Source organism: Micromonospora sp. NPDC049004 (assembly GCF_040649315.1).
Classification (GTDB): Bacteria; Actinomycetota; Actinomycetes; order Mycobacteriales; family Micromonosporaceae; genus Micromonospora.
Genome location: NZ_JBEZFG010000016.1, coordinates 36,227 through 52,967, shown reverse-complemented (window position 1 = coordinate 52,967; position 16,741 = coordinate 36,227). Strand labels below are relative to the sequence as shown.

General features: G+C 74.2%; 21 protein-coding genes. 20 read left to right on the top strand and 1 reads right to left on the bottom strand.

The features are described 5' to 3' along the window. Positions 1–206 precede the first annotated feature (206 nt). The 9 genes from AB0B97_RS31445 (at position 207) to AB0B97_RS31405 (ending at position 8,637) form a co-directional block, all read left to right on the top strand. Positions 207–773, top strand: coding sequence for a hypothetical protein (locus AB0B97_RS31445; RefSeq protein ID WP_357498849.1), 567 nt, complete (start codon positions 207–209; stop codon positions 771–773). 5 nt (positions 774–778) lie between these two features. Next, entirely contained in the window at positions 779–1,090 is a 312-nt protein-coding gene (locus AB0B97_RS31440) for a DUF167 domain-containing protein (protein WP_234588045.1), read from the top strand. Positions 1,091–1,112: 22 nt separating this feature from the next. Then, entirely contained in the window at positions 1,113–2,612 is a 1,500-nt protein-coding gene (locus AB0B97_RS31435) for a potassium/proton antiporter (RefSeq protein WP_357498827.1), read from the top strand. 221 nt (positions 2,613–2,833) lie between these two features. After that, positions 2,834–3,253: a TraR/DksA C4-type zinc finger protein gene (locus AB0B97_RS31430; RefSeq protein ID WP_007463005.1), complete on the top strand. Its 420-nt coding sequence runs from the start codon at positions 2,834–2,836 to the stop codon at positions 3,251–3,253. A 65-nt stretch (positions 3,254–3,318) separates the two neighbouring features. Next, a complete protein-coding gene (gene lspA / locus AB0B97_RS31425) occupies positions 3,319–3,933 on the top strand; it encodes a signal peptidase II (protein ID WP_357498825.1) in 615 nt (204 codons plus the stop codon). Continuing rightward, on the top strand, positions 3,930–4,874 hold the full coding sequence (locus tag AB0B97_RS31420; RefSeq protein WP_234588042.1) for an RluA family pseudouridine synthase: 945 nt from the start codon (positions 3,930–3,932) through the stop codon (positions 4,872–4,874). The genes lspA and AB0B97_RS31420 overlap by 4 nt, the downstream gene beginning before the upstream one ends. Before the next feature lie 42 nt (positions 4,875–4,916). Beyond that, on the top strand, positions 4,917–5,945 hold the full coding sequence (locus AB0B97_RS31415; RefSeq protein ID WP_357498822.1) for a hypothetical protein: 1,029 nt from the start codon (positions 4,917–4,919) through the stop codon (positions 5,943–5,945). Between the two features lie 95 nt (positions 5,946–6,040). Further along, the gene (locus AB0B97_RS31410; protein WP_357498820.1) at positions 6,041–7,741 is read left to right on the top strand and encodes an AAA family ATPase; all 1,701 of its coding nucleotides are present in this window, start codon (positions 6,041–6,043) and stop codon (positions 7,739–7,741) included. 56 nt (positions 7,742–7,797) lie between these two features. Further along, positions 7,798–8,637, top strand: a complete 840-nt coding sequence (locus tag AB0B97_RS31405; RefSeq protein WP_357498818.1) for a DUF2567 domain-containing protein — start codon at positions 7,798–7,800, stop codon at positions 8,635–8,637. Here AB0B97_RS31405 and AB0B97_RS31400 read toward each other — a convergent pair. Beyond that, a complete protein-coding gene (locus tag AB0B97_RS31400) occupies positions 8,552–9,256 on the bottom strand; it encodes an LON peptidase substrate-binding domain-containing protein (protein ID WP_234588034.1) in 705 nt (234 codons plus the stop codon). The genes AB0B97_RS31405 and AB0B97_RS31400 overlap by 86 nt on opposite strands. 106 nt (positions 9,257–9,362) lie before the next feature. Here AB0B97_RS31400 and hisD point away from each other — a divergent pair, with 106 nt between their 5' ends. From hisD to AB0B97_RS31345, 11 genes are all read left to right on the top strand, one after another. Then, positions 9,363–10,685: a histidinol dehydrogenase gene (gene hisD, locus AB0B97_RS31395; protein ID WP_234588032.1), complete on the top strand. Its 1,323-nt coding sequence runs from the start codon at positions 9,363–9,365 to the stop codon at positions 10,683–10,685. Beyond that, positions 10,682–11,770 (top strand): histidinol-phosphate transaminase, encoded by a 1,089-nt coding sequence (locus AB0B97_RS31390; RefSeq protein WP_357498815.1) that lies wholly within the window; start codon positions 10,682–10,684, stop codon positions 11,768–11,770. Before hisD ends, AB0B97_RS31390 begins: the two co-directional genes overlap by 4 nt. Positions 11,771–11,807: 37 nt before the next feature. After that, a complete protein-coding gene (hisB, locus tag AB0B97_RS31385) occupies positions 11,808–12,419 on the top strand; it encodes an imidazoleglycerol-phosphate dehydratase HisB (protein ID WP_234588030.1) in 612 nt (203 codons plus the stop codon). Beyond that, positions 12,419–12,592 (top strand): hypothetical protein, encoded by a 174-nt coding sequence (locus tag AB0B97_RS31380; protein ID WP_234588029.1) that lies wholly within the window; start codon positions 12,419–12,421, stop codon positions 12,590–12,592. Before hisB ends, AB0B97_RS31380 begins: the two co-directional genes overlap by 1 nt. Next, positions 12,589–13,224, top strand: coding sequence for an imidazole glycerol phosphate synthase subunit HisH (gene hisH / locus AB0B97_RS31375; RefSeq protein WP_357498812.1), 636 nt, complete (start codon positions 12,589–12,591; stop codon positions 13,222–13,224). Before AB0B97_RS31380 ends, hisH begins: the two co-directional genes overlap by 4 nt. A 39-nt stretch (positions 13,225–13,263) precedes the next feature. Further along, positions 13,264–13,587, top strand: coding sequence for a hypothetical protein (locus AB0B97_RS31370; protein ID WP_357498810.1), 324 nt, complete (start codon positions 13,264–13,266; stop codon positions 13,585–13,587). Between the two features lie 14 nt (positions 13,588–13,601). Beyond that, the gene (gene priA, locus AB0B97_RS31365; RefSeq protein ID WP_234588027.1) at positions 13,602–14,327 is read left to right on the top strand and encodes a bifunctional 1-(5-phosphoribosyl)-5-((5-phosphoribosylamino)methylideneamino)imidazole-4-carboxamide isomerase/phosphoribosylanthranilate isomerase PriA; all 726 of its coding nucleotides are present in this window, start codon (positions 13,602–13,604) and stop codon (positions 14,325–14,327) included. Continuing rightward, on the top strand, positions 14,324–14,713 hold the full coding sequence (locus tag AB0B97_RS31360) for a RidA family protein (RefSeq protein ID WP_357498808.1): 390 nt from the start codon (positions 14,324–14,326) through the stop codon (positions 14,711–14,713). The genes priA and AB0B97_RS31360 overlap by 4 nt, the downstream gene beginning before the upstream one ends. 78 nt (positions 14,714–14,791) lie before the next feature. Continuing rightward, positions 14,792–15,238: a MarR family transcriptional regulator gene (locus AB0B97_RS31355; RefSeq protein ID WP_234588025.1), complete on the top strand. Its 447-nt coding sequence runs from the start codon at positions 14,792–14,794 to the stop codon at positions 15,236–15,238. Between the two features lie 5 nt (positions 15,239–15,243). Further along, positions 15,244–15,675 carry an organic hydroperoxide resistance protein gene (locus AB0B97_RS31350; protein WP_255787514.1) on the top strand — a complete coding sequence of 144 codons (432 nt, stop codon included), beginning with the start codon at positions 15,244–15,246 and terminating at the stop codon, positions 15,673–15,675. A 46-nt stretch (positions 15,676–15,721) separates the two neighbouring features. Then, positions 15,722–16,720, top strand: coding sequence for an NADP-dependent oxidoreductase (locus AB0B97_RS31345; RefSeq protein ID WP_357498805.1), 999 nt, complete (start codon positions 15,722–15,724; stop codon positions 16,718–16,720). The last annotated feature ends 21 nt before the right edge of the window (positions 16,721–16,741 follow it).

Sequence of the window (16,741 nt, the reverse complement as noted above, 5' to 3'; positions counted from 1 at the left end):
TGGTGTTCGGTCTGGCCGGTGGCTCCAGCGTTCTGTTGACCATTTCCATCGCGGCCAGTCTGCTGGCCGCCGTCGCGTTGGTGGTGGGCGCCCGCCAGGCAGCCGCCAACCGCGCGACGGCGGATCCCGGTCGGGCCGGTCCGCGGGACCGCGCGACATTCCGCAGGGCCAGCCAGGCCGAGCCGGGTGTCGCGTACGGTCCGCCGCTGGCCCAGCCGGATGTGCCGGTCCAGCATGTACCTCCGACGGTCGGCAACGGCGGCACCGGGTGGCGGCAACCACCCGAGCCGCCGTCCGACCCCGCGGCGGTCCCGCCCTTCGACGCGGCCCCGCCCTTCGACGCGGCCCCGCCCTTCGACGCGGCCTCGCCGTATGACGCGGCCTCGCCCTTTGACACGGCCTCGCCGTTCGAGCCCGAGGCGTCGTTCGTGACCCCGGCCGACGGGTCACGCTCCACGCCCGTCAGCCCGGCATCGCCCTTCGTGGCGCGCGGCGAAGAGGCGTACCCCTCCGGCACGACCTCGGTCGACGCGCTGGCCGACGAGCCGGCCGAGCAGCCGATCACCCCTGCCGAGGCGGCCCGGGTCTCCCGGCTGTCCGACCCCGTCGTGGTTGTCGACGGGCGACCCCGCTACCACCTGGCCGGGTGCCCGCGCCTGGCCGGGCGGGTGCCCGAGTCCCTCCCGGTCGCCGAGGCCGTCGAGCTCGGCTTCACGCCGTGCGCGGCGTGCGCGCCGGCCACCGCCCTGCTCACCGACGCCCGGCCGATCTGAGAGCGGTGTCGGTGCCCCCGCAGGACGCGCTCACCGTGGCGGTACGGGTGAAGCCTGGCGCCTCCCGCAACGCCGTCGGCGGCCGCTTCGACGGCGCGTACGGCCCCGCCCTGGTGATCGCGGTCCACGCTCCGGCGGTGGACGGTCGGGCGACCGAGGCTGCCCGCCGGGCCCTCGCCGACGCGCTGGGCGTCCGGGCGGCCACGGTGTCGCTGCGCACCGGCGCGACCAGCCGGGACAAGCTGTTCCTCGTCGACCGGCCCGGCCCCGAGCTGACCGACGTGCTGCACCGACTGCGCGACGGATCCGCAGGGTGAGGACCGCCCGGGCTCGGCAACCGTGACGCCCGGGCTGGACATCGCGCTGCTGCTCGGCGCGGCCGTGCTGTTGGTGGCGGTCGGCGCCGTCCGGCTCTCCAGCCGCCTCGGGGTGCCCAGCCTGCTGTTCTACCTGGCGCTCGGCGTGGCCATCGGCGAGGGCGGGTTGGGTATCCGCTTTGACGACGTCGATCTGACCCGGACCCTCGGCTTCTGCGCGCTCATCGTGATCATCGCCGAGGGTGGCCTGACCGCCCGGTGGAGCGCCCTGCGTCCGGTCCTCGGGTTGGCCTCCGCGCTCTCCACGGTCGGCGTGATCGTCAGCATCGTGGTGGTCGGCGTCGCCGTACACCTGTTGCTGGGTCTGGACTGGCGGCTGGCGTTGCTCTACGGCGCGGTGCTCTCCTCCACCGACGCGGCGGCGGTGTTCGCCACCCTGCGACGGCTGCGGCTGCCGCCGCGGCTGGTGGCCACACTGGAGGCCGAGTCGGGCATGAACGACGCCCCGGTGGTGCTGCTGGTGGTGCTGCTGTCGCACTCCGGCTGGTCGCATCCGTGGTGGTACGAGGTCGGTCTGGTCTGCTACGAGCTGGGCGTCGGCGCGGCGGTGGGCGTGGGTGCGGGCGTCGCCGGCACGTGGGCGCTGCGCCGGGCCGCGCTGCCGTCCGCGGGGCTGTACCCGATCGCGGCGGTGGGGATCACCGTCCTGGCGTACGCCGCAGGCGCCGTTCTGCACGCCTCGGGCTTCCTCGCCGTCTACGTGGCCGGGGTGCTGCTGGGCAACGCTCGGCTGTCGCACCGGCAGGCGATCCTGGGCTTCGCCGACGGGCTGGCGTGGGTCGCCCAGATCGGGCTGTTCGTGCTGCTCGGGTTGCTGGCCTCGCCGGGCCGGTTGGATGCGGCGGTGCTGCCGGCGGTGGTGGCCGGTCTGGCGCTGGTGCTGCTGGCCCGGCCGTTGTCGGTGGCCGTCTCGGCGGCGCCGTTCCGGGTCGGCCTGCGGGAGCAGGCGTTCCTGTCCTGGGCCGGGCTGCGCGGGGCGGTGCCGATCGTGTTGGCCACCATCCCGCTCTCGGAGCGGGTGCCGGGCGCGGAGCGCCTCTTCGACGCGGTCTTCGTGCTGGTGGTGATCTTCACGCTGGTGCAGACCAGCACGCTCGGTCCGTTCGCCCGCCGGCTGGGGACCACCGCGCCGGCCGAGGCCACCGAGATCCACGTGGAGACCGCGCCACTGGAGCGGATGCGGGCCGATCTGCTCCAACTGGAGGTGCCTCCGGGCTCGCGGCTGGCCGGCGTGCACGTCGACGAGCTGCGGTTGCCGCTGGGCGCCTCGGTGACTCTGGTGCTGCGCGACGGGGTGGGCTTCGTGCCCGGCCCGGACACCCGGCTGAAAACCGGCGACAGCCTGCTGATCGTCGCCACCGGTGGGGTGCGCGACGCCGCCGAACGGCGGCTGCGGGCCGTCAGCCGACGGGGTCGGCTGGCCCGATGGTTTGGCGAGTACGGGGATGAGGCGGTCGGTTGATCTGCTAGCGTTCCCTTTGCCCCAGTTAGGCAGGGCTCGGGGCTGTTGAGCGGTGCGACGGTGCGCCACGTTGTCGGACGCCTGTACGTTCCGTATTCTTGCCAACCTCCGGAGTGCGCGGCCATCGTCGCCGTGCGCCCCTTTTCGTACTTGGGGACGCCTTTGTCGGCGCCCCTGACCAGGTGCCGTGACCGAGCGGCTCCGCGGCCGAGGAGCGACCCATGGCGAAGCCAGCCGACACCAGGACCGCCGGCCGCAAGCCGGTGGCCAAGGCCACCCGCAGCGCGGCGGAGACCGAGAAGATCCGGGCGGCGCTGGCGGCGCGGCGGGACGAGCTGCGCGCCGAGTACGATCAGACGCTGAGCGAGATCACCGAGCTGCAGCGCGATCGGTTGACGGACTCGGCCGGGGACGACCAGGCCGACACCGGCACCAAGACGTTCGAGCGGGAGCAGGAGATCTCTCTCGCCAACAGCATTCTGGAACGGATCACGCAGGTCGAGCGCGCCCTGGAGCGCCTCGACGAGGGTGGTTACGGCTGGTGCGAGCGGTGCGGCAACCCGATCCCGGTCGAGCGCCTCGCCGCCTTCCCGTCGGCCACCCTGTGTGTGACGTGCAAGCAGTTGGAGGAGCGGCGCTGAGGCCCGGTCCCCGTCTGCGATGAGACGGTGAGCGATCACCGCCGAGACACCTCGATGGGGAGCGCATGACCGCAGCACCGCCCGCCGAACCTGGCCGCACCGACCCGGGCGGCGGCAAGCCCCGGCCCCGGGCTGTCGCGATCCTCGCCGGGGTGGCCCTGGTGGCCCTGGTGGCCGACCTGGTGACCAAGCACCTCGCGCTCGCCGCGCTCAGCGACCGCGAGCCGGTCCGGGTGCTGGGTGGGCTGGTCTACCTGAGCCTGACCCGCAACAGCGGTGCCGCGTGGAGCATCGGTGCGAACTACACCTGGGTGTTCCCGCTGATCACCATCGGCGTGGTCGGCTGGATCGTCTGGATGGCGCTGCGACTGCGGTCCCTGCCGTGGGCGATCTCCCTGGGCCTGGTGCTCGGTGGGGCGCTGGGCAACCTCATGGACCGGATCTTCCGGGCGCCCGCCCCGTTCCACGGCCACGTGGTCGACATGATCAGCGTCTTCGGGCCGTACGGCGAGCACTTCCCGGTGTTCAACCTGGCCGACAGCTCGCTGGTCTGCGGTGTGCTGCTGGCCGTGCTGCTGGAGCTGACCGGCCGCCAGCGTGACGGCCGGCGGGCCGGCCGGGACGACGCCCCCGCCGACGCGGGCGCCACCGCCGACGCCGAGCAGAGGGAGCGGGCATGACCTCCACGTTCGCCGCCGGCGGCGACCACCGTTCGCTGCCCGTGCCCGACGGCCTGGACGGCATGCGCCTGGACCAGGCGGTGTCCCGGCTGTTCGGCCTCTCCCGCACCGCGGCCGCCGCCCTGGTCGACGCGGGCGACGCCCTCGTCGACGGCGCCGCCCGGCCCAACTCCCACAAGGTCAAGGCCGGCTCCTGGTTGGACGTCACCCTGCCCGCCCCGGTCGCCCCACCGACAGTGGTGCCGCAGGCGGTGCCCGGCCTGCGCGTCGTGTACGCCGACGACGACATCGTGGTGGTGGACAAGCCGGTGGGCGTAGCCGCGCATCCCAGCCCGGGGTGGACCGGCCCGACGGTGATCGGCGCGCTCGCCGCGATCGGGCACCGCATCTCCACCAGCGGCGCCGCCGAGCGGCAGGGCGTGGTGCACCGTCTCGACGTGGGCACCACGGGGATCATGGTGGTGGCCAAGAGCGAGCAGGCGTACACGGCGTTGAAGCGGGCCTTCAAGTACCGCGAGGTGGACAAGGGCTACCACGCGGTGGTGCAGGGGCACCTGGACCCGCTGCGGGGCACCGTGGACGCGCCTATCGACAGGCACCCCACCCACGACTACCGCTGGGCGGTGGTGTCCGGCGGCAAGCCGAGCATCACCCACTACGACACGCTTGAGGCGTTCCCGGCGGCCAGCCTTGTCGACGTGCGGTTGGAGACCGGCCGGACGCACCAGATCCGGGTGCACTTCTCCACGCTGCGGCACCCCTGTGTCGGTGACCTCACCTACGGCGCCGATCCCACCCTCTCGGCCCGTCTCGGCCTGGCCCGACAGTGGCTGCACGCCCGCGAACTGAGCTTTTTGCACCCCCGTTCGGGGGACGAGGTCCGGTTCGTCAGCGACTACCCTGACGATCTGGAACGTGCGCTTGAGATCCTGCGTGACTGAGCGGCGACCACCCGACATCGATCCGACGAGGGGATCCCGCCTGTGCGCGCCGGCGACCTGCTGCGGCAGCTGGACCAACGGCTGCTGCCGCCGCTGACCCGGGCGGTGGCCCGTCTCGGTGACCGGTCGGGGCGGTCCGGGGTGCTCACCTGGGCCGCGGTGCTCTCCGCGGCGGCCGTGCTGGGCACCGCCGTGTGGGCCGCCGACGACGCTCCGGTGGGCGACCGGACGGTGGGCGAGGTGACCCGCGTCGGGGTGGCCGACGGCGACTGGGTTCCCGGCTACCTGCGCTCGGCCGCGGCCGACCTGGCCGCGCTGAGCCCGACGGCCCCGGCCACCGGCGACGGGACGTACGCCCTGGTCGTGCTCGACGCGTACCTGCCGCCGCAGCGGCTGGCCGCGGTGCTCGGTGACGTGTCGGTGTCGACGGTCTTCGGCCGGGTGCCGCTGCCCGGCCGGCAGACCGAGATCGTCCGGATGCCGGCCCTGCGGGTGCCGGACGACGTGGTCGCTCAGATGGCGCAGGTGGCCGCCCGCAAGGACGGCGAGGCCGCCGACTACCGGGCCAGGGCCGCCGGGGTGCGCGGCGACAGCGCCGCCGAGCGCGAGCTGCGCCAGCAGTACGTCACCGGGGCGGACGTGGCGAGCGCCGAGGCGGCGGCGTACCGCGGCGGCTGCGCCTGCGTCTACGCGGCGGTGGTGCGCGCGGCGCCGGAGGTGCTGCGGGGCGTGGCCGCCCGCCCGGACGTGCGGGCCGTCGATCCGGCGCCCGAGGTGTACCGACTCGACCGTACGGTCTTCACGCCGCCGCTGCCCGAGCAGCGCGACGTGGTCCGCCCGCCTGCCGACACCGGCCCGAGCCCGGAGCCGACGCCGCTGGCGAGTGGCGCGTCGCCGTCGAGCACGCCGAGGCCGCCGGTGCCGATGGGCGAATCGTCGGAACCCGCACCGCTCGTAACGATTCCGTCACCCGAGTCGCCCTCGGCCGAACCCACCGAGGTGGCCCCGCCGGGTGTCACCACCTCCCCGGACGCGCCCGACGCCGGACTGCTGCCGCCCTCCCCGTCGTGATCTGCGCCGGGTGGTGTGCGTGCTCAGGTGTGGTCCGAATAGGGTTTGGTTCGTAGCCTGTCAGACAGAGATCGATGGCGCTGGGAGGGCGGGCCGTGGAGGGCAGTGAGACCGGCTGGGGCCGGCCGGCCGAACCAGCGCCGAGATGGCGGGCGTTGCTGGACCGCGCCCGGCTGGGCGGCCGGGCCGCTGAGCAGCCCGAGCCCGAGCGCCGGGCCGACGAGGCGCCGCCGGATCCCCTCCCGCGGCGCGCGGCCCCCAACGGCTACTCGGGGCGGGCGTCGGCCATCGGGCATCCGGCCGATCTGTCGTACGGCCAGGAGCCCGGTTACCGGGCCGAGGCGACCTACCGGGTCGATCCCGCCTACCGTGCCGAGCCGGGCTACCGGTCGGAGCCGGACTACCGGGCGGAGCCCGCGTACCGGGCCGAGCCGGACTACCGCGCCGAGCCCGCCTACCGGTCGGAGCCGGACTACCGGGCGGAGCCCGCGTACCGGGCCGAGCCGGAGTATCGGGCCGAGCCGGAGTATCGGGCCGAGCCCGCGTACCGGGCCGAGCCGGACTACCGGGCCGAGCCGGTGTACCGGTCGGAGCCGGGTTACCGGGCCGAGCCGACGTACCGCGCCGACCCGGGCTACCGGGCCGACCCGACGTACCGTGCCGAGCCGGGTTACCAGGCCGAGCCCGAGCCGCCGCCGCGCCGGGCCGAGCCGGAGTCGCGCTACGCCCTCCTGGACAACGGTTACCGGCCGGGCAACCCGGCGGGGGAGTCGCGGTACGCGCTGCTGGAGACCGGTTACCAGCCGGAGACCGGCTACCCGACACCCGCGCCGCAGGTGACCCCGCCGGTCGCGGCGGTCGCGCCACCGCCGGTCGCGCCACCGGTCACCCCGCCGCCCGCCCCGCCGGTCAGCCCGCCGCCGGGCTCGGCCATCGCCGAGCGCGGCTACCCCGCCCGGATCGAGTGGCGACCGCAGGGCGTCGACCAGGAGTCCGAACGCGCCACCGGCGTGCTCCGCCGCGACCTGGGCACACCCCGCGTGTTCGCGTTCGCCAACCCCAAGGGCGGCGTGCACAAGACCACCGCGACGGTCCTCGCCGCCGCCACCGTCGGCAGCGTCCGGGGGCGGGGCGTGCTGGCCTGGGACGACAACGAGCTGCGCGGCACCCTGGGGCTCCGCGCCGGGAGTGCCCGCCACGCACGCACCATCCGCCACCTGATCGGTGACCTGGCCCAGATCGAGATCCTGGAGGGCGCGACCCTGCTGGAGCGGCTGGACGACTACCTGCGGCACGCCTCCGACGGCTCGTACGACGTGCTGGCCGGCGAGGAGAGCCCGCGCTTCGCCCAGCGACTCGACCAGTTCACCGTCAAGCGGGTGCTCGAACTGCTGCGTCGTACGCACGACGTGGTCTGCGTGGACACCGGCAACAACGTGGAGAGCGCCAACTGGCGCACCGTGATGCAGGCCGCCGACCAACTGGTGGTGACCACCGTGCCCCGGGAGGACGCGGCGTTCAGTGCCGACTGGATGCTCGACCTGCTGCACGAGGAGGGCATGGGCGAGCTGGCCGACAACGCGGTCACCCTCATCTCCTGCCCCACTCCCGGCCGCTCGCCGTTGCAGGACGACCTGGAACGGCACTTCGCGACGCGTACCCGCGCGGTGGCCGTCGTGCCGTACGACCCGGCGTTGGAGACCGGTTCGTCGATCGAGTACCACCAGCTCCAGCCGGAGACCCGGCAGGCGTGGCTGCGCGCCGCCGCGGCCATGGCAGAGCCGTTCGCCCGGTGAGTTGGTTCGCCGCCACCGGCGCCCCGGCCCGTCCCGGGGCCTGAGAGGATCATCGGGTGAGCCCGGACAACCCCGACCCTGAGCGGCACGTCGACGACGCCGACCGGCCCGCCCCACCCGCACCGTCGGGTGCGGCACCCGCCGACAGCGGGTCGGCCGTGCCGCCACCAGCCGTGCCGCCGCCCGGGTTCGACCCCGGCGAGGGTCCCACCCTGACGGCGTACCAGAGCGGACCGGAGCTGACCCCCGACGAGCCCCGCCGCCCGTTGCGGACCGTGGCGGCGGTGCTCGGGGTCGTGCTCGCCCTGGCCGTGCTGGGCGGGGCGCTCGGGCTGCTCTGGGCCGTGCTCGCGCCGGACACCCCGGTGCTCAAGACCGCCGAGGGCGCGATCTACGCCGAGCCCCAGCCGGAGCAGCCGATCGCCGCGGACGGCTGGTTCAGCCTGCTCGGGCTGGCCTTCGGGGTGCTCGCGGCGCTGGCCGTGTGGTTCCTGCTGCGCCGCCAACGCGGCCCCGTCGGGTTGCTCGGCGTGCTGCTGGGCACGCTGGCCGCCGCCCCGGTGGCCTGGCAGGTGGGGCGTCGGGTCGGGCTGGCGACCTTCGACCGGCTGCTGGACAGCGCCCCGGCCGGTCAGGCGTTCACCAAACCCGCAGACCTGCGCGCCGGCGGAATCGACTGGCTCTTCGGCGCGCTGCCCGTGCCGCACGGCAACCTGCTGCTGCCGGCGTTCGGCGCCGCTGTCACGTACACCCTGCTGGCCGGTTGGTCGCGCTGGCCGGGCCTGCGGCCGGAGCCGGACCCGGCGGCCCTCAGTTGGGCGTCGGTGGGGACGCCAGCTCCGACAGCGGCACCGGAACCGCCCGCACCTGGCGCAGCAGAGCCGCCTCGCGGTTGAGCAGTCGCAGCTCGGCGCGGAGCCGGGCGGCGGTGTCGTCGATCGCGAGCAGCCGCTGCCGGTCGTCGACGGTCAGCGCGGCGGTGGCCGCCACCAGGTGCGACAGCACCGTCGGGTCCTCCGGCAGCTGCTCGGAGATCTCCTCCGGGTCGGGGCGGATCAGCCCCAGGTACTGCCGGAACACCGCGATCACCCGGGCCGCCAGCAGGTCGGCCACCTCGTCCGGCCCGGAGGCCTCGGGCAGCCACTCGACGTCGGCGGTCAGGTAGGGCGCGGACGCGTCGTCGACGTCGGCGATCCGGAATCGGCGGCGCCCGACGGTGACGATGTCGAAACCGCCGTCGGCCAGCTCGGTGACCTGGCGCAACTCGGCGGTGCAGCCCACCTCGTGCAGGGTGACGTCGCCGACGCCGGTGCCCGCGCGGGCGCCGGGCCCGGCGGGCGCGACCTCCCAGCCGGCCTGGATGGCCACCACCCCGAACTCGCGGGACGCGCCCTCGGGCAGGTCGACCAGGTGCCGGACCAGGGCCCGGTAGCGCTCCTCGAAGATGTGCAGCGGCAGCACCAACCCGGGAAAGAGCACCGTTGCGAGCGGGAACACCGGCAGCCGTGCGGTCACGTGGTCGAGCCTAACCAATCGCGCCCGCGCCGGCGTGGCCCGGCTCACCGTCCCGCCGAGCGGGCGCCTGGGGTGAGCTCCGGTCGGGCCGCCTAGACTCGCAAGGGTGCTGAATCGGATCGACCTGCGCGACGGTCTCGTGGACCCGCGCCGCCTGCTGCCCCGTGCCCAGCTCGACGTGTCGGTGGCCGTCGAGCGGATCAAGCCGCTCGTCGAGGCGGTCCGGGAGCATGGGTACCCGGCGATCCGGGAGGCCAGTGAGCGGTTCGACGGCATCTCACCGGAGGTGCTGCGGGTGCCGGTGGAGGCGATCGCCGAGGCCGAGGGTGTGCTCGACCCGGCTGTGCGTGCCGCCCTGCTGGAGTCGATCGCCCGGGCCCGCAGGGTGCACGACGACCAGCGGCGCACCGACCACACGACCCGGGTGGTGCCCGGTGGCACGGTCACCGAGCGGTGGCTGCCCGTCGACCGGGTGGGCCTCTACGTGCCCGGCGGCCTGGCGATGTACCCGTCGACGGTGGTGATGAACGTGGTGCCGGCCCAGGCGGCAGGGGTGCGCTCGCTGGTGGTGGTCAGCCCGCCGCAGAAGGACAACGGCGGCCTGCCCGACCCCCGGGTGCTGGCCGCGTGCGCGCTGCTCGGCGTCGACGAGGTCTACGCCGTGGGCGGCGCCCAGGCGGTGGCGATGCTGGCGTACGGGTCCGCCGTCGACCCGACGGGCGCGCTGCGGTGCGAGCCCGTCGACCTGGTCACCGGCCCGGGCAACATCTGGGTGACCGCCGCCAAGCGGCTGCTGCGGGGTGTCGTCGGCATCGACGCCGAGGCCGGCCCGACCGAGATCGCGATCCTGGCCGACGACAGCGCCGACCCGGCGCACGTCGCCGCCGACCTGATCAGTCAGGCCGAGCACGACCCGCTCGCCGCGAGCGTGCTGGTCACCCCGTCGCTGGCGTTGGTCGAGGCGGTCGAGACGGAGCTGGCCCGGCAGGTGCCCGCCACCAAGCACGCCGAGCGGGTGACCACGGCGCTGACCGGTGAGCAGAGCGGCGTGGTCCTGGTCGACGACCTCGAGGCGGGGCTGCGGGTGGTCGACGCGTACGCGGCCGAGCACCTGGAGATCCAGACGGTCGACGCCCGGGAGTGGGCGCTGCGGGTGCGCAACGCCGGAGCGATCTTCGTGGGGGCGTGGTCGCCGGTGTCGCTCGGCGACTACTGCGCCGGCTCCAACCACGTGCTGCCCACCGGCGGCTGCGCCCGGCACTCGTCCGGGTTATCGGTGCAGTCGTTCCTGCGCGGCGTGCACCTGATCGAGTACACCGAGGCCGCGCTGCGCGAGGTGGCCCCGCACGTGGTCGCCCTGGCGAACGTGGAGGACCTGCCGGCGCACGGCCAGGCCGTGCAGGCCCGCTTCCCGGGAGGGGTGGCGTGACCTCGCTCGATGATCTGCCGATCCGCGACGACCTGCGCGGGCTGTCGCCGTACGGGGCGCCGCAGCTCGACGTGGCGGTGCGGCTGAACACCAACGAGAACTCCTACGCGGTGCCGGAGCCGGTCGTCGACGCGATCGGCAAGGCGCTCGCCGCCGAGTTGCGCGACCTGAACCGCTATCCGGACCGGGACGCGGTGGCGCTGCGCGCCGACCTGGCCGGATATCTCGGGCACGGCCTGACCGTCGAGCACGTCTGGGCGGCCAACGGTTCGAACGAGATCCAGCAGCAGTTGTTGCAGGCGTTCGGTGGGCCGGGGCGCACCGCGCTGGGTTTCGTGCCGGCGTACTCGATGCACCCGCTGCTGGCCCTGGGCACCGGCACCCGGTGGGTGCCCGCCCAGCGCGGCGTCGACTTCGGGCTGACCGCCGACGAGGCGGTGGCGCAGGTCCGCGAGCACCGGCCCGACGTGGTCTTCCTCTGCTCGCCGAACAACCCCACCGGCACGGCGCTGGACCCGGCGGTGGTCGCCGCGGTGCTCGACGTCGCGCCCGGCATGGTGATCGTCGACGAGGCGTACGCCGAGTTCGCCCGGCCGGGCACGGTCAGCGCCCTCGCGGTGCTGCCCGGCCACCCGCGGCTCGTGGTCACCCGCACGATGAGCAAGGCGTTCGGCTTCGCCGGTGGCCGGCTGGGCTACCTGGCCGCCGATCCGGCGGTGGTGCGCGCGGTGCAGCTGGTCCGTCTGCCGTACCACCTGTCCGTGCTCACCCAGGCCGCCGCCCGCGCGGCGCTGGCCCACCGCGACGCCCTGCTGGGTACGGTGAGCGCGATCATGGCCCAGCGGGACCGGATCGTCGCGACGCTGCGCGAACGGGGCCTGCGGGTGGCCGACAGCGACGCCAACTTCGTGCTGTTCGAGGCCGGTGGCGACCAGGCTGCCGCCTGGCAGGCCCTGCTGGCGCAGGGGGTGCTGGTCCGCGACGTCGGCCTGCCCGGTTGGCTGCGGGTGACCGCCGGCACCCCCGACGAGACCGACGCCTTCCTAGCCGCAATGGAGACCGTGCGATGGGAGCGCGAGCAGTGAGCTTGCGAGCCCCGCAGTCGCGACCGAAAGGTATGCAATGAGCCGGACCGCCCGGGTGGAGCGGATCACCAAGGAAACCAAGGTTCTCGTCGAGATCGACCTCGACGGCACCGGCACGGCCGAGATCAGCACCGGCGTGGGCTTCTACGACCACATGCTGAACCAGATCGCCCGCCACGGCGGCTACGACCTGACCGTGCGCACCGTGGGTGACCTGGAGATCGACGCGCACCACACGATGGAGGACACCGCGCTCGCGCTGGGCGCCGCGTTCGACCAGGCGCTGGGCGACAAGGCCGGCATCCGGCGGTACGGCTCGGCGACCGTCCCGATGGACGAGGTGCTGGTCCGGGCCGCGGTGGACCTGTCCGGCCGGCCGTACGTGGTGCACGACGAGCCGGTCCTCGCGCCGTACATCGGGCCGGTGTACCCGACCAGCATGACCCGGCACATCTGGGAGTCGTTCGGCCAGGCGGCCCGGATCACCCTGCACGTCGACGTGCTGCGCGCGGCCCGTCCCGGTGGGCACCCGGACGCGCACCACGTGGTGGAGGCCCAGTTCAAGGCGGTGTCCCGGGCGCTGCGCGAGGCCACCGCGATCGACCCGCGGGCGGCGGGCGCGATCCCGAGCACGAAGGGGGCGCTCTAATGGGTGCCGCGTTGCCGACGTTGCTGCTGATCCTGGCCGGTGTGCTGGTGGGTGGCGCGTGGTCGCTGCACCGGCAGGGTGCGCCGAGGGCCGCGGTGGTGATCACCGCGTTGCTCGCGCTGCTGGCCACGGCCGCCGGGGTGCTCCGGCTGATCCCGGAGTCGGGGTCGTGACCGCCGACGTGGTGGTGCTCGACTACGGCTCGGGCAACCTGCGCTCGGCGGAGCGGGCGCTGGCCGCCGCGGGCGCGTCCGTCCGGGTGACCGACGACCTCGCCGCGGCGGCCGCCGCGGACGGTCTGGTGGTGCCGGGTGTGGGCGCCTACGCGGCGTGCATGGCGGGTATCGAGGCGCTCGGCGCCGGGCCGGTGATCGCGGAGCGGGTGGCCGCGGGCCGGCCGGTGCTCGGCATCTGCGTGGGCATGCAGGTGCTCTTCGAGCACGGCGAGGAGCACGGGGTGGTGACGAAGGGCCTGGGGTTGCTGCCCGGTGGGGTGACCCGGTTGGCCGCGCACCGTCTGCCGCACATGGGCTGGAACACGGTCCGCGCGCCGCGGGGGTCGGTGCTGTTCGCCGGGTTGCCGCCGGAGAGCCGGTTCTACTTCGTGCACTCGTACGCGATGGGTGACCCGGCGGCGTTGGCGGCGGCGGGGGCCGTGGTGACGACGGCGCACCACGACACCGACTTCGTGGCCGCGGTGGAGCGTGGGCCGCTGTCGGCGGCGCAGTTCCACCCGGAGAAGTCCGCCGAGACCGGTGCCGCGTTGCTGCGCAACTGGCTCGCCACTCTGCCCGCCGGTGACTGAGCGCCGGCACCGTCCGGTGTCCGTCCGGCGGGCGTCGCGGTGAGCCGGGAGCGGGCCCGTCGGCGGGCCGAACGTGAGGCTGACCTGGCGCGGGAGCGGGCGGCCCGGCAGCGCCGGGTGGCGCGTCGGCAGCGCCGCCGCGCGGTCGTCCGCCGGTTGACGCCGCAGTTGCGGCGGGGCCGCACGGGCCGGCTGGCTCGGCACACGCGGGGTGAGCGGGCGGCGATCGTGCTGCTCACCGTGGCGGCGATGATTGTGATCTGGACGTTCGTCGACGATGTGGCGTTGCGTGTCGCGCTGATCGTGCTGTTGCTGCTCGTACTGCCGGCGATCGTGGTGATCGCCCTGGACCGCCGTACCTGATCGAGGAGATGACGTTGAGCCTCACCCTGTTACCCGCCGTGGATGTCGCCGACGGCCGGGCTGTCCGGCTCGTGCAGGGCGCCGCCGGCAGCGAGAGCGTCTACGGCGACCCGTTGGACGCGGCCCTGGCGTGGCAGCGCGACGGCGCCGAGTGGATCCACCTGGTCGACCTGGACGCGGCGTTCGGCCGGGGCACCAACGCGCACCTGCTGGCCGAGGTGGTGCGCCAGTTGGACGTGCAGGTGGAGTTGTCCGGCGGCATCCGGGACGACGAGTCGCTGCGGGCGGCGTTGGGCACCGGCGCGAGCAGGGTGAACATCGGCACCGCCGCGTTGGAGGACCCGGTGTGGTGCGACCGGGTCGTCGGGGAGTACGGCGACCGGGTCGCCATCGGGCTGGACGTACGCGGTCAGACCCTGTCCGCGCGGGGGTGGACCCGGGACGGCGGTGACCTGTACGAGGTGCTGGAGCGCCTGGACAAGGCGGGCGCCACGCGGTACGTGGTCACCGACATCACCAAGGACGGCACGATGCGTGGGCCGAATCTGGATCTGCTGCGCGAGGTGTGCGCGCGTACCGACCGGCCGGTGATCGCCTCGGGTGGCGTGTCCACCCTGGACGATCTGCGGGCGCTGGCCACCCTGGAGCCGCTGGGCGTGGAGGGCGTGATCGCCGGCAAGGCGCTGTACGCGGGCGCGTTCACGGTGGCCGAGGCGCTGCGCACGTTGGCCGAGGCGTGACTGTCACCCGGCTGGGTTCGGGAGGGCCGTGGGAGCAGAGCTACGGCTATTCCCGGGTGGTCCGGGCCGGTGACCTGGCCTGGACGGCCGGCTGTACGTCCACTGTCGACGGTCGGGTGGTGCACGTCGGGGACGCCGCCGCGCAGACGGCGCAGGCGTTGCGGATCGGGTTGGCGGCGCTCGCCGAGGTGGGCGTGCAGCCGGGTGACGTCGTCCGGACCCGGATGTACGTGACGGACCGGCTGCACGCCGACGAGGTGGGTCGGGCGCACAACGCGGTCTTCGGGGCGGTCCGTCCGGTGGCGACGCTTGTGATGGTGGCGGGTCTGCTCGATCCGGAGCAACTGGTCGAGGTGGAGTTGGAGGCGTTCGTCGGCGAGCGCTGAGTCGCCGGTGGTCCTCGTCACGGCCGCGTTCCGGCCCGATAAGTTGTGCACAACTTAATTGCGGGCTACGGTTCAGTGGTGACCGATGACCTGGTGCTGCGCCGGCAGGTGTGCTTCGCGCTCTACGCCGCGTCGCGCGCCCTCACCGACGTGTACCGGCCGATCCTCGACGAGTTCGGGCTGACCTACCCGCAGTACCTGGTGCTGCTGGTGCTCTGGGAACGTCCCGACGACGCGCCCACGGTGTCCGAGCTGGGCGCCGAGCTGCGGCTGGACTCCGGCACGCTCTCCCCGCTGCTCAAGCGGCTTCAGGGTGCGGGCCTGGTGGTGCGGCGGCGGTCGGCGCGCGACGAACGGCGGGTCGAGGTGGGCCTGACCGAGCAGGGTCGGGCGCTGCGGGAGCAGCTCTGCGACGTTCCGCTGCGGATCGCGCAGGCCACCGGGCTGGGCATCGCCGAGCTTGTCGCCCTGCGCGACACGCTCACCCGGGTCACCGAGACCATCCACCGACAGAAGGAGCAGTGACTCTCATGCAGGTTCTCTACACCGCGTCCGCGACCGCCACCGGCGACGGCCGGGACGGCCACGTCGAGACCTCCGACGGCACGCTCGCGCTCGACCTGGCGGTGCCGAAGGAGATGGGTGGCGCGGGTGGCGCCGCCAACCCGGAGCAGCTCTTCGCCGCCGGCTACGCGGCCTGTTTCCACAGCGCCCTGCGCCTGGTGGCCCGCCGCGCCAAGGCAGACGTGACCGGCTCCGTCGTCGCCGCCGAGGTGGGCATCGGCCCGAACGGCAGCGGTGGCTTCGGGCTCACCGTGCAGCTCGTCGTCGACCTGCCCGCCGTCGCCCGCGACGCCGCCGAGCAGATCGTCGAGCAGGCCCACCAGGTCTGCCCGTACTCCAACGCGACCCGCGGCAACATCGACGTCGCGCTGACCGTCCGCGAGACCCTGGCCGCCTGACGTCGCGGACCCGGACCCCACCCGCGGACGAGAGGACGACCACCCGATGACCAGCAACCGTGAGATCCACCTGGCCAGCCGCCCCGAGGGCTGGCCCACCGAGGACACCTTCCGGCTCGTCGAGACCGACGTCCCGACGCCCGGACCGGGCCAGATCGTGGTCCGCAACCAGTTCATGTCCGTCGACCCGTACATGCGGGGACGGATGAACGACGTCAAGTCGTACATGCCGCCGTACGCCCTCGACGCCCCGCTCGACGGGGCCGCGATCGGCGAGGTGGTGGCCAGCGAGTCGGCCGACCTCGCGGTCGGCGACACAGTGCTGCACGGGCTGGGCTGGCGGGAGTACGCGCTGCTCGACGCCAGCGGCGCGCGCAGGGTCGACCCGGCCCTCGCCCCGGCCAGCGCCTACCTCAGCGTGCTCGGCATGCCCGGGCTGACCGCGTACGCCGGTCTGCTGGAGGTCGCCGCGATGAAGCCCGGCGAGACGGTCTTCGTCTCGGCCGCGGCCGGCTCGGTCGGCAGCCTGGTGGGTCAGATCGCCAAGCTCAAGGGCGCCGGCCGCGTCATCGGCAGCGCCGGCTCGGCCGCCAAGGTCGAGCGGCTGCGGGCGCTGGGCTTCGACGCCGCGTTCGACTACCACGACGGGCCGGTCCGCGACTCGCTGCGGGCCGCCGCCCCGGACGGCGTCGACGTCTACTTCGACAACGTCGGCGGCGACCACCTGGAGGCGGCGATCTCGGCCATGAACCTGCACGGCCGCGCCGCCATCTGCGGCATGATCGCGCAGTACAACGACACCGAGCCGCCCGCCGCGCCCCGCAACCTGTCGCTGGTCATCGGCAAGCGGCTCACCCTGCGCGGCTTCCTGGTCAACGACCACAACCACCTGCGGAAGGCGTTCGTCAACGACGTCGCGGGCTGGCTGCGCGAGGGCACGCTCTCCTACGACGAGACGGTCGTCGACGGCATCGAGAACGCCCCGGCGGCGTTCCTCGGCCTGCTGCGCGGCGAGAACCTGGGCAAGATGCTCGTCCGGGTGTGAGCACCCGCACATCGCGTACGG

Coding starts and splice junctions, on each gene's coding strand:
- AB0B97_RS31380 (WP_234588029.1), top strand. CDS start 12,419: ATGGGTGCCGCGTTGCCGACGTTGCTGCTGATCCTGGCCGGTGTGCTG.
- hisB (WP_234588030.1), top strand. CDS start 11,808: ATGAGCCGGACCGCCCGGGTGGAGCGGATCACCAAGGAAACCAAGGTT.
- AB0B97_RS31345 (WP_357498805.1), top strand. CDS start 15,722: ATGACCAGCAACCGTGAGATCCACCTGGCCAGCCGCCCCGAGGGCTGG.
- AB0B97_RS31350 (WP_255787514.1), top strand. CDS start 15,244: ATGCAGGTTCTCTACACCGCGTCCGCGACCGCCACCGGCGACGGCCGG.
- AB0B97_RS31420 (WP_234588042.1), top strand. CDS start 3,930: ATGACCTCCACGTTCGCCGCCGGCGGCGACCACCGTTCGCTGCCCGTG.
- lspA (WP_357498825.1), top strand. CDS start 3,319: ATGACCGCAGCACCGCCCGCCGAACCTGGCCGCACCGACCCGGGCGGC.
- AB0B97_RS31430 (WP_007463005.1), top strand. CDS start 2,834: ATGGCGAAGCCAGCCGACACCAGGACCGCCGGCCGCAAGCCGGTGGCC.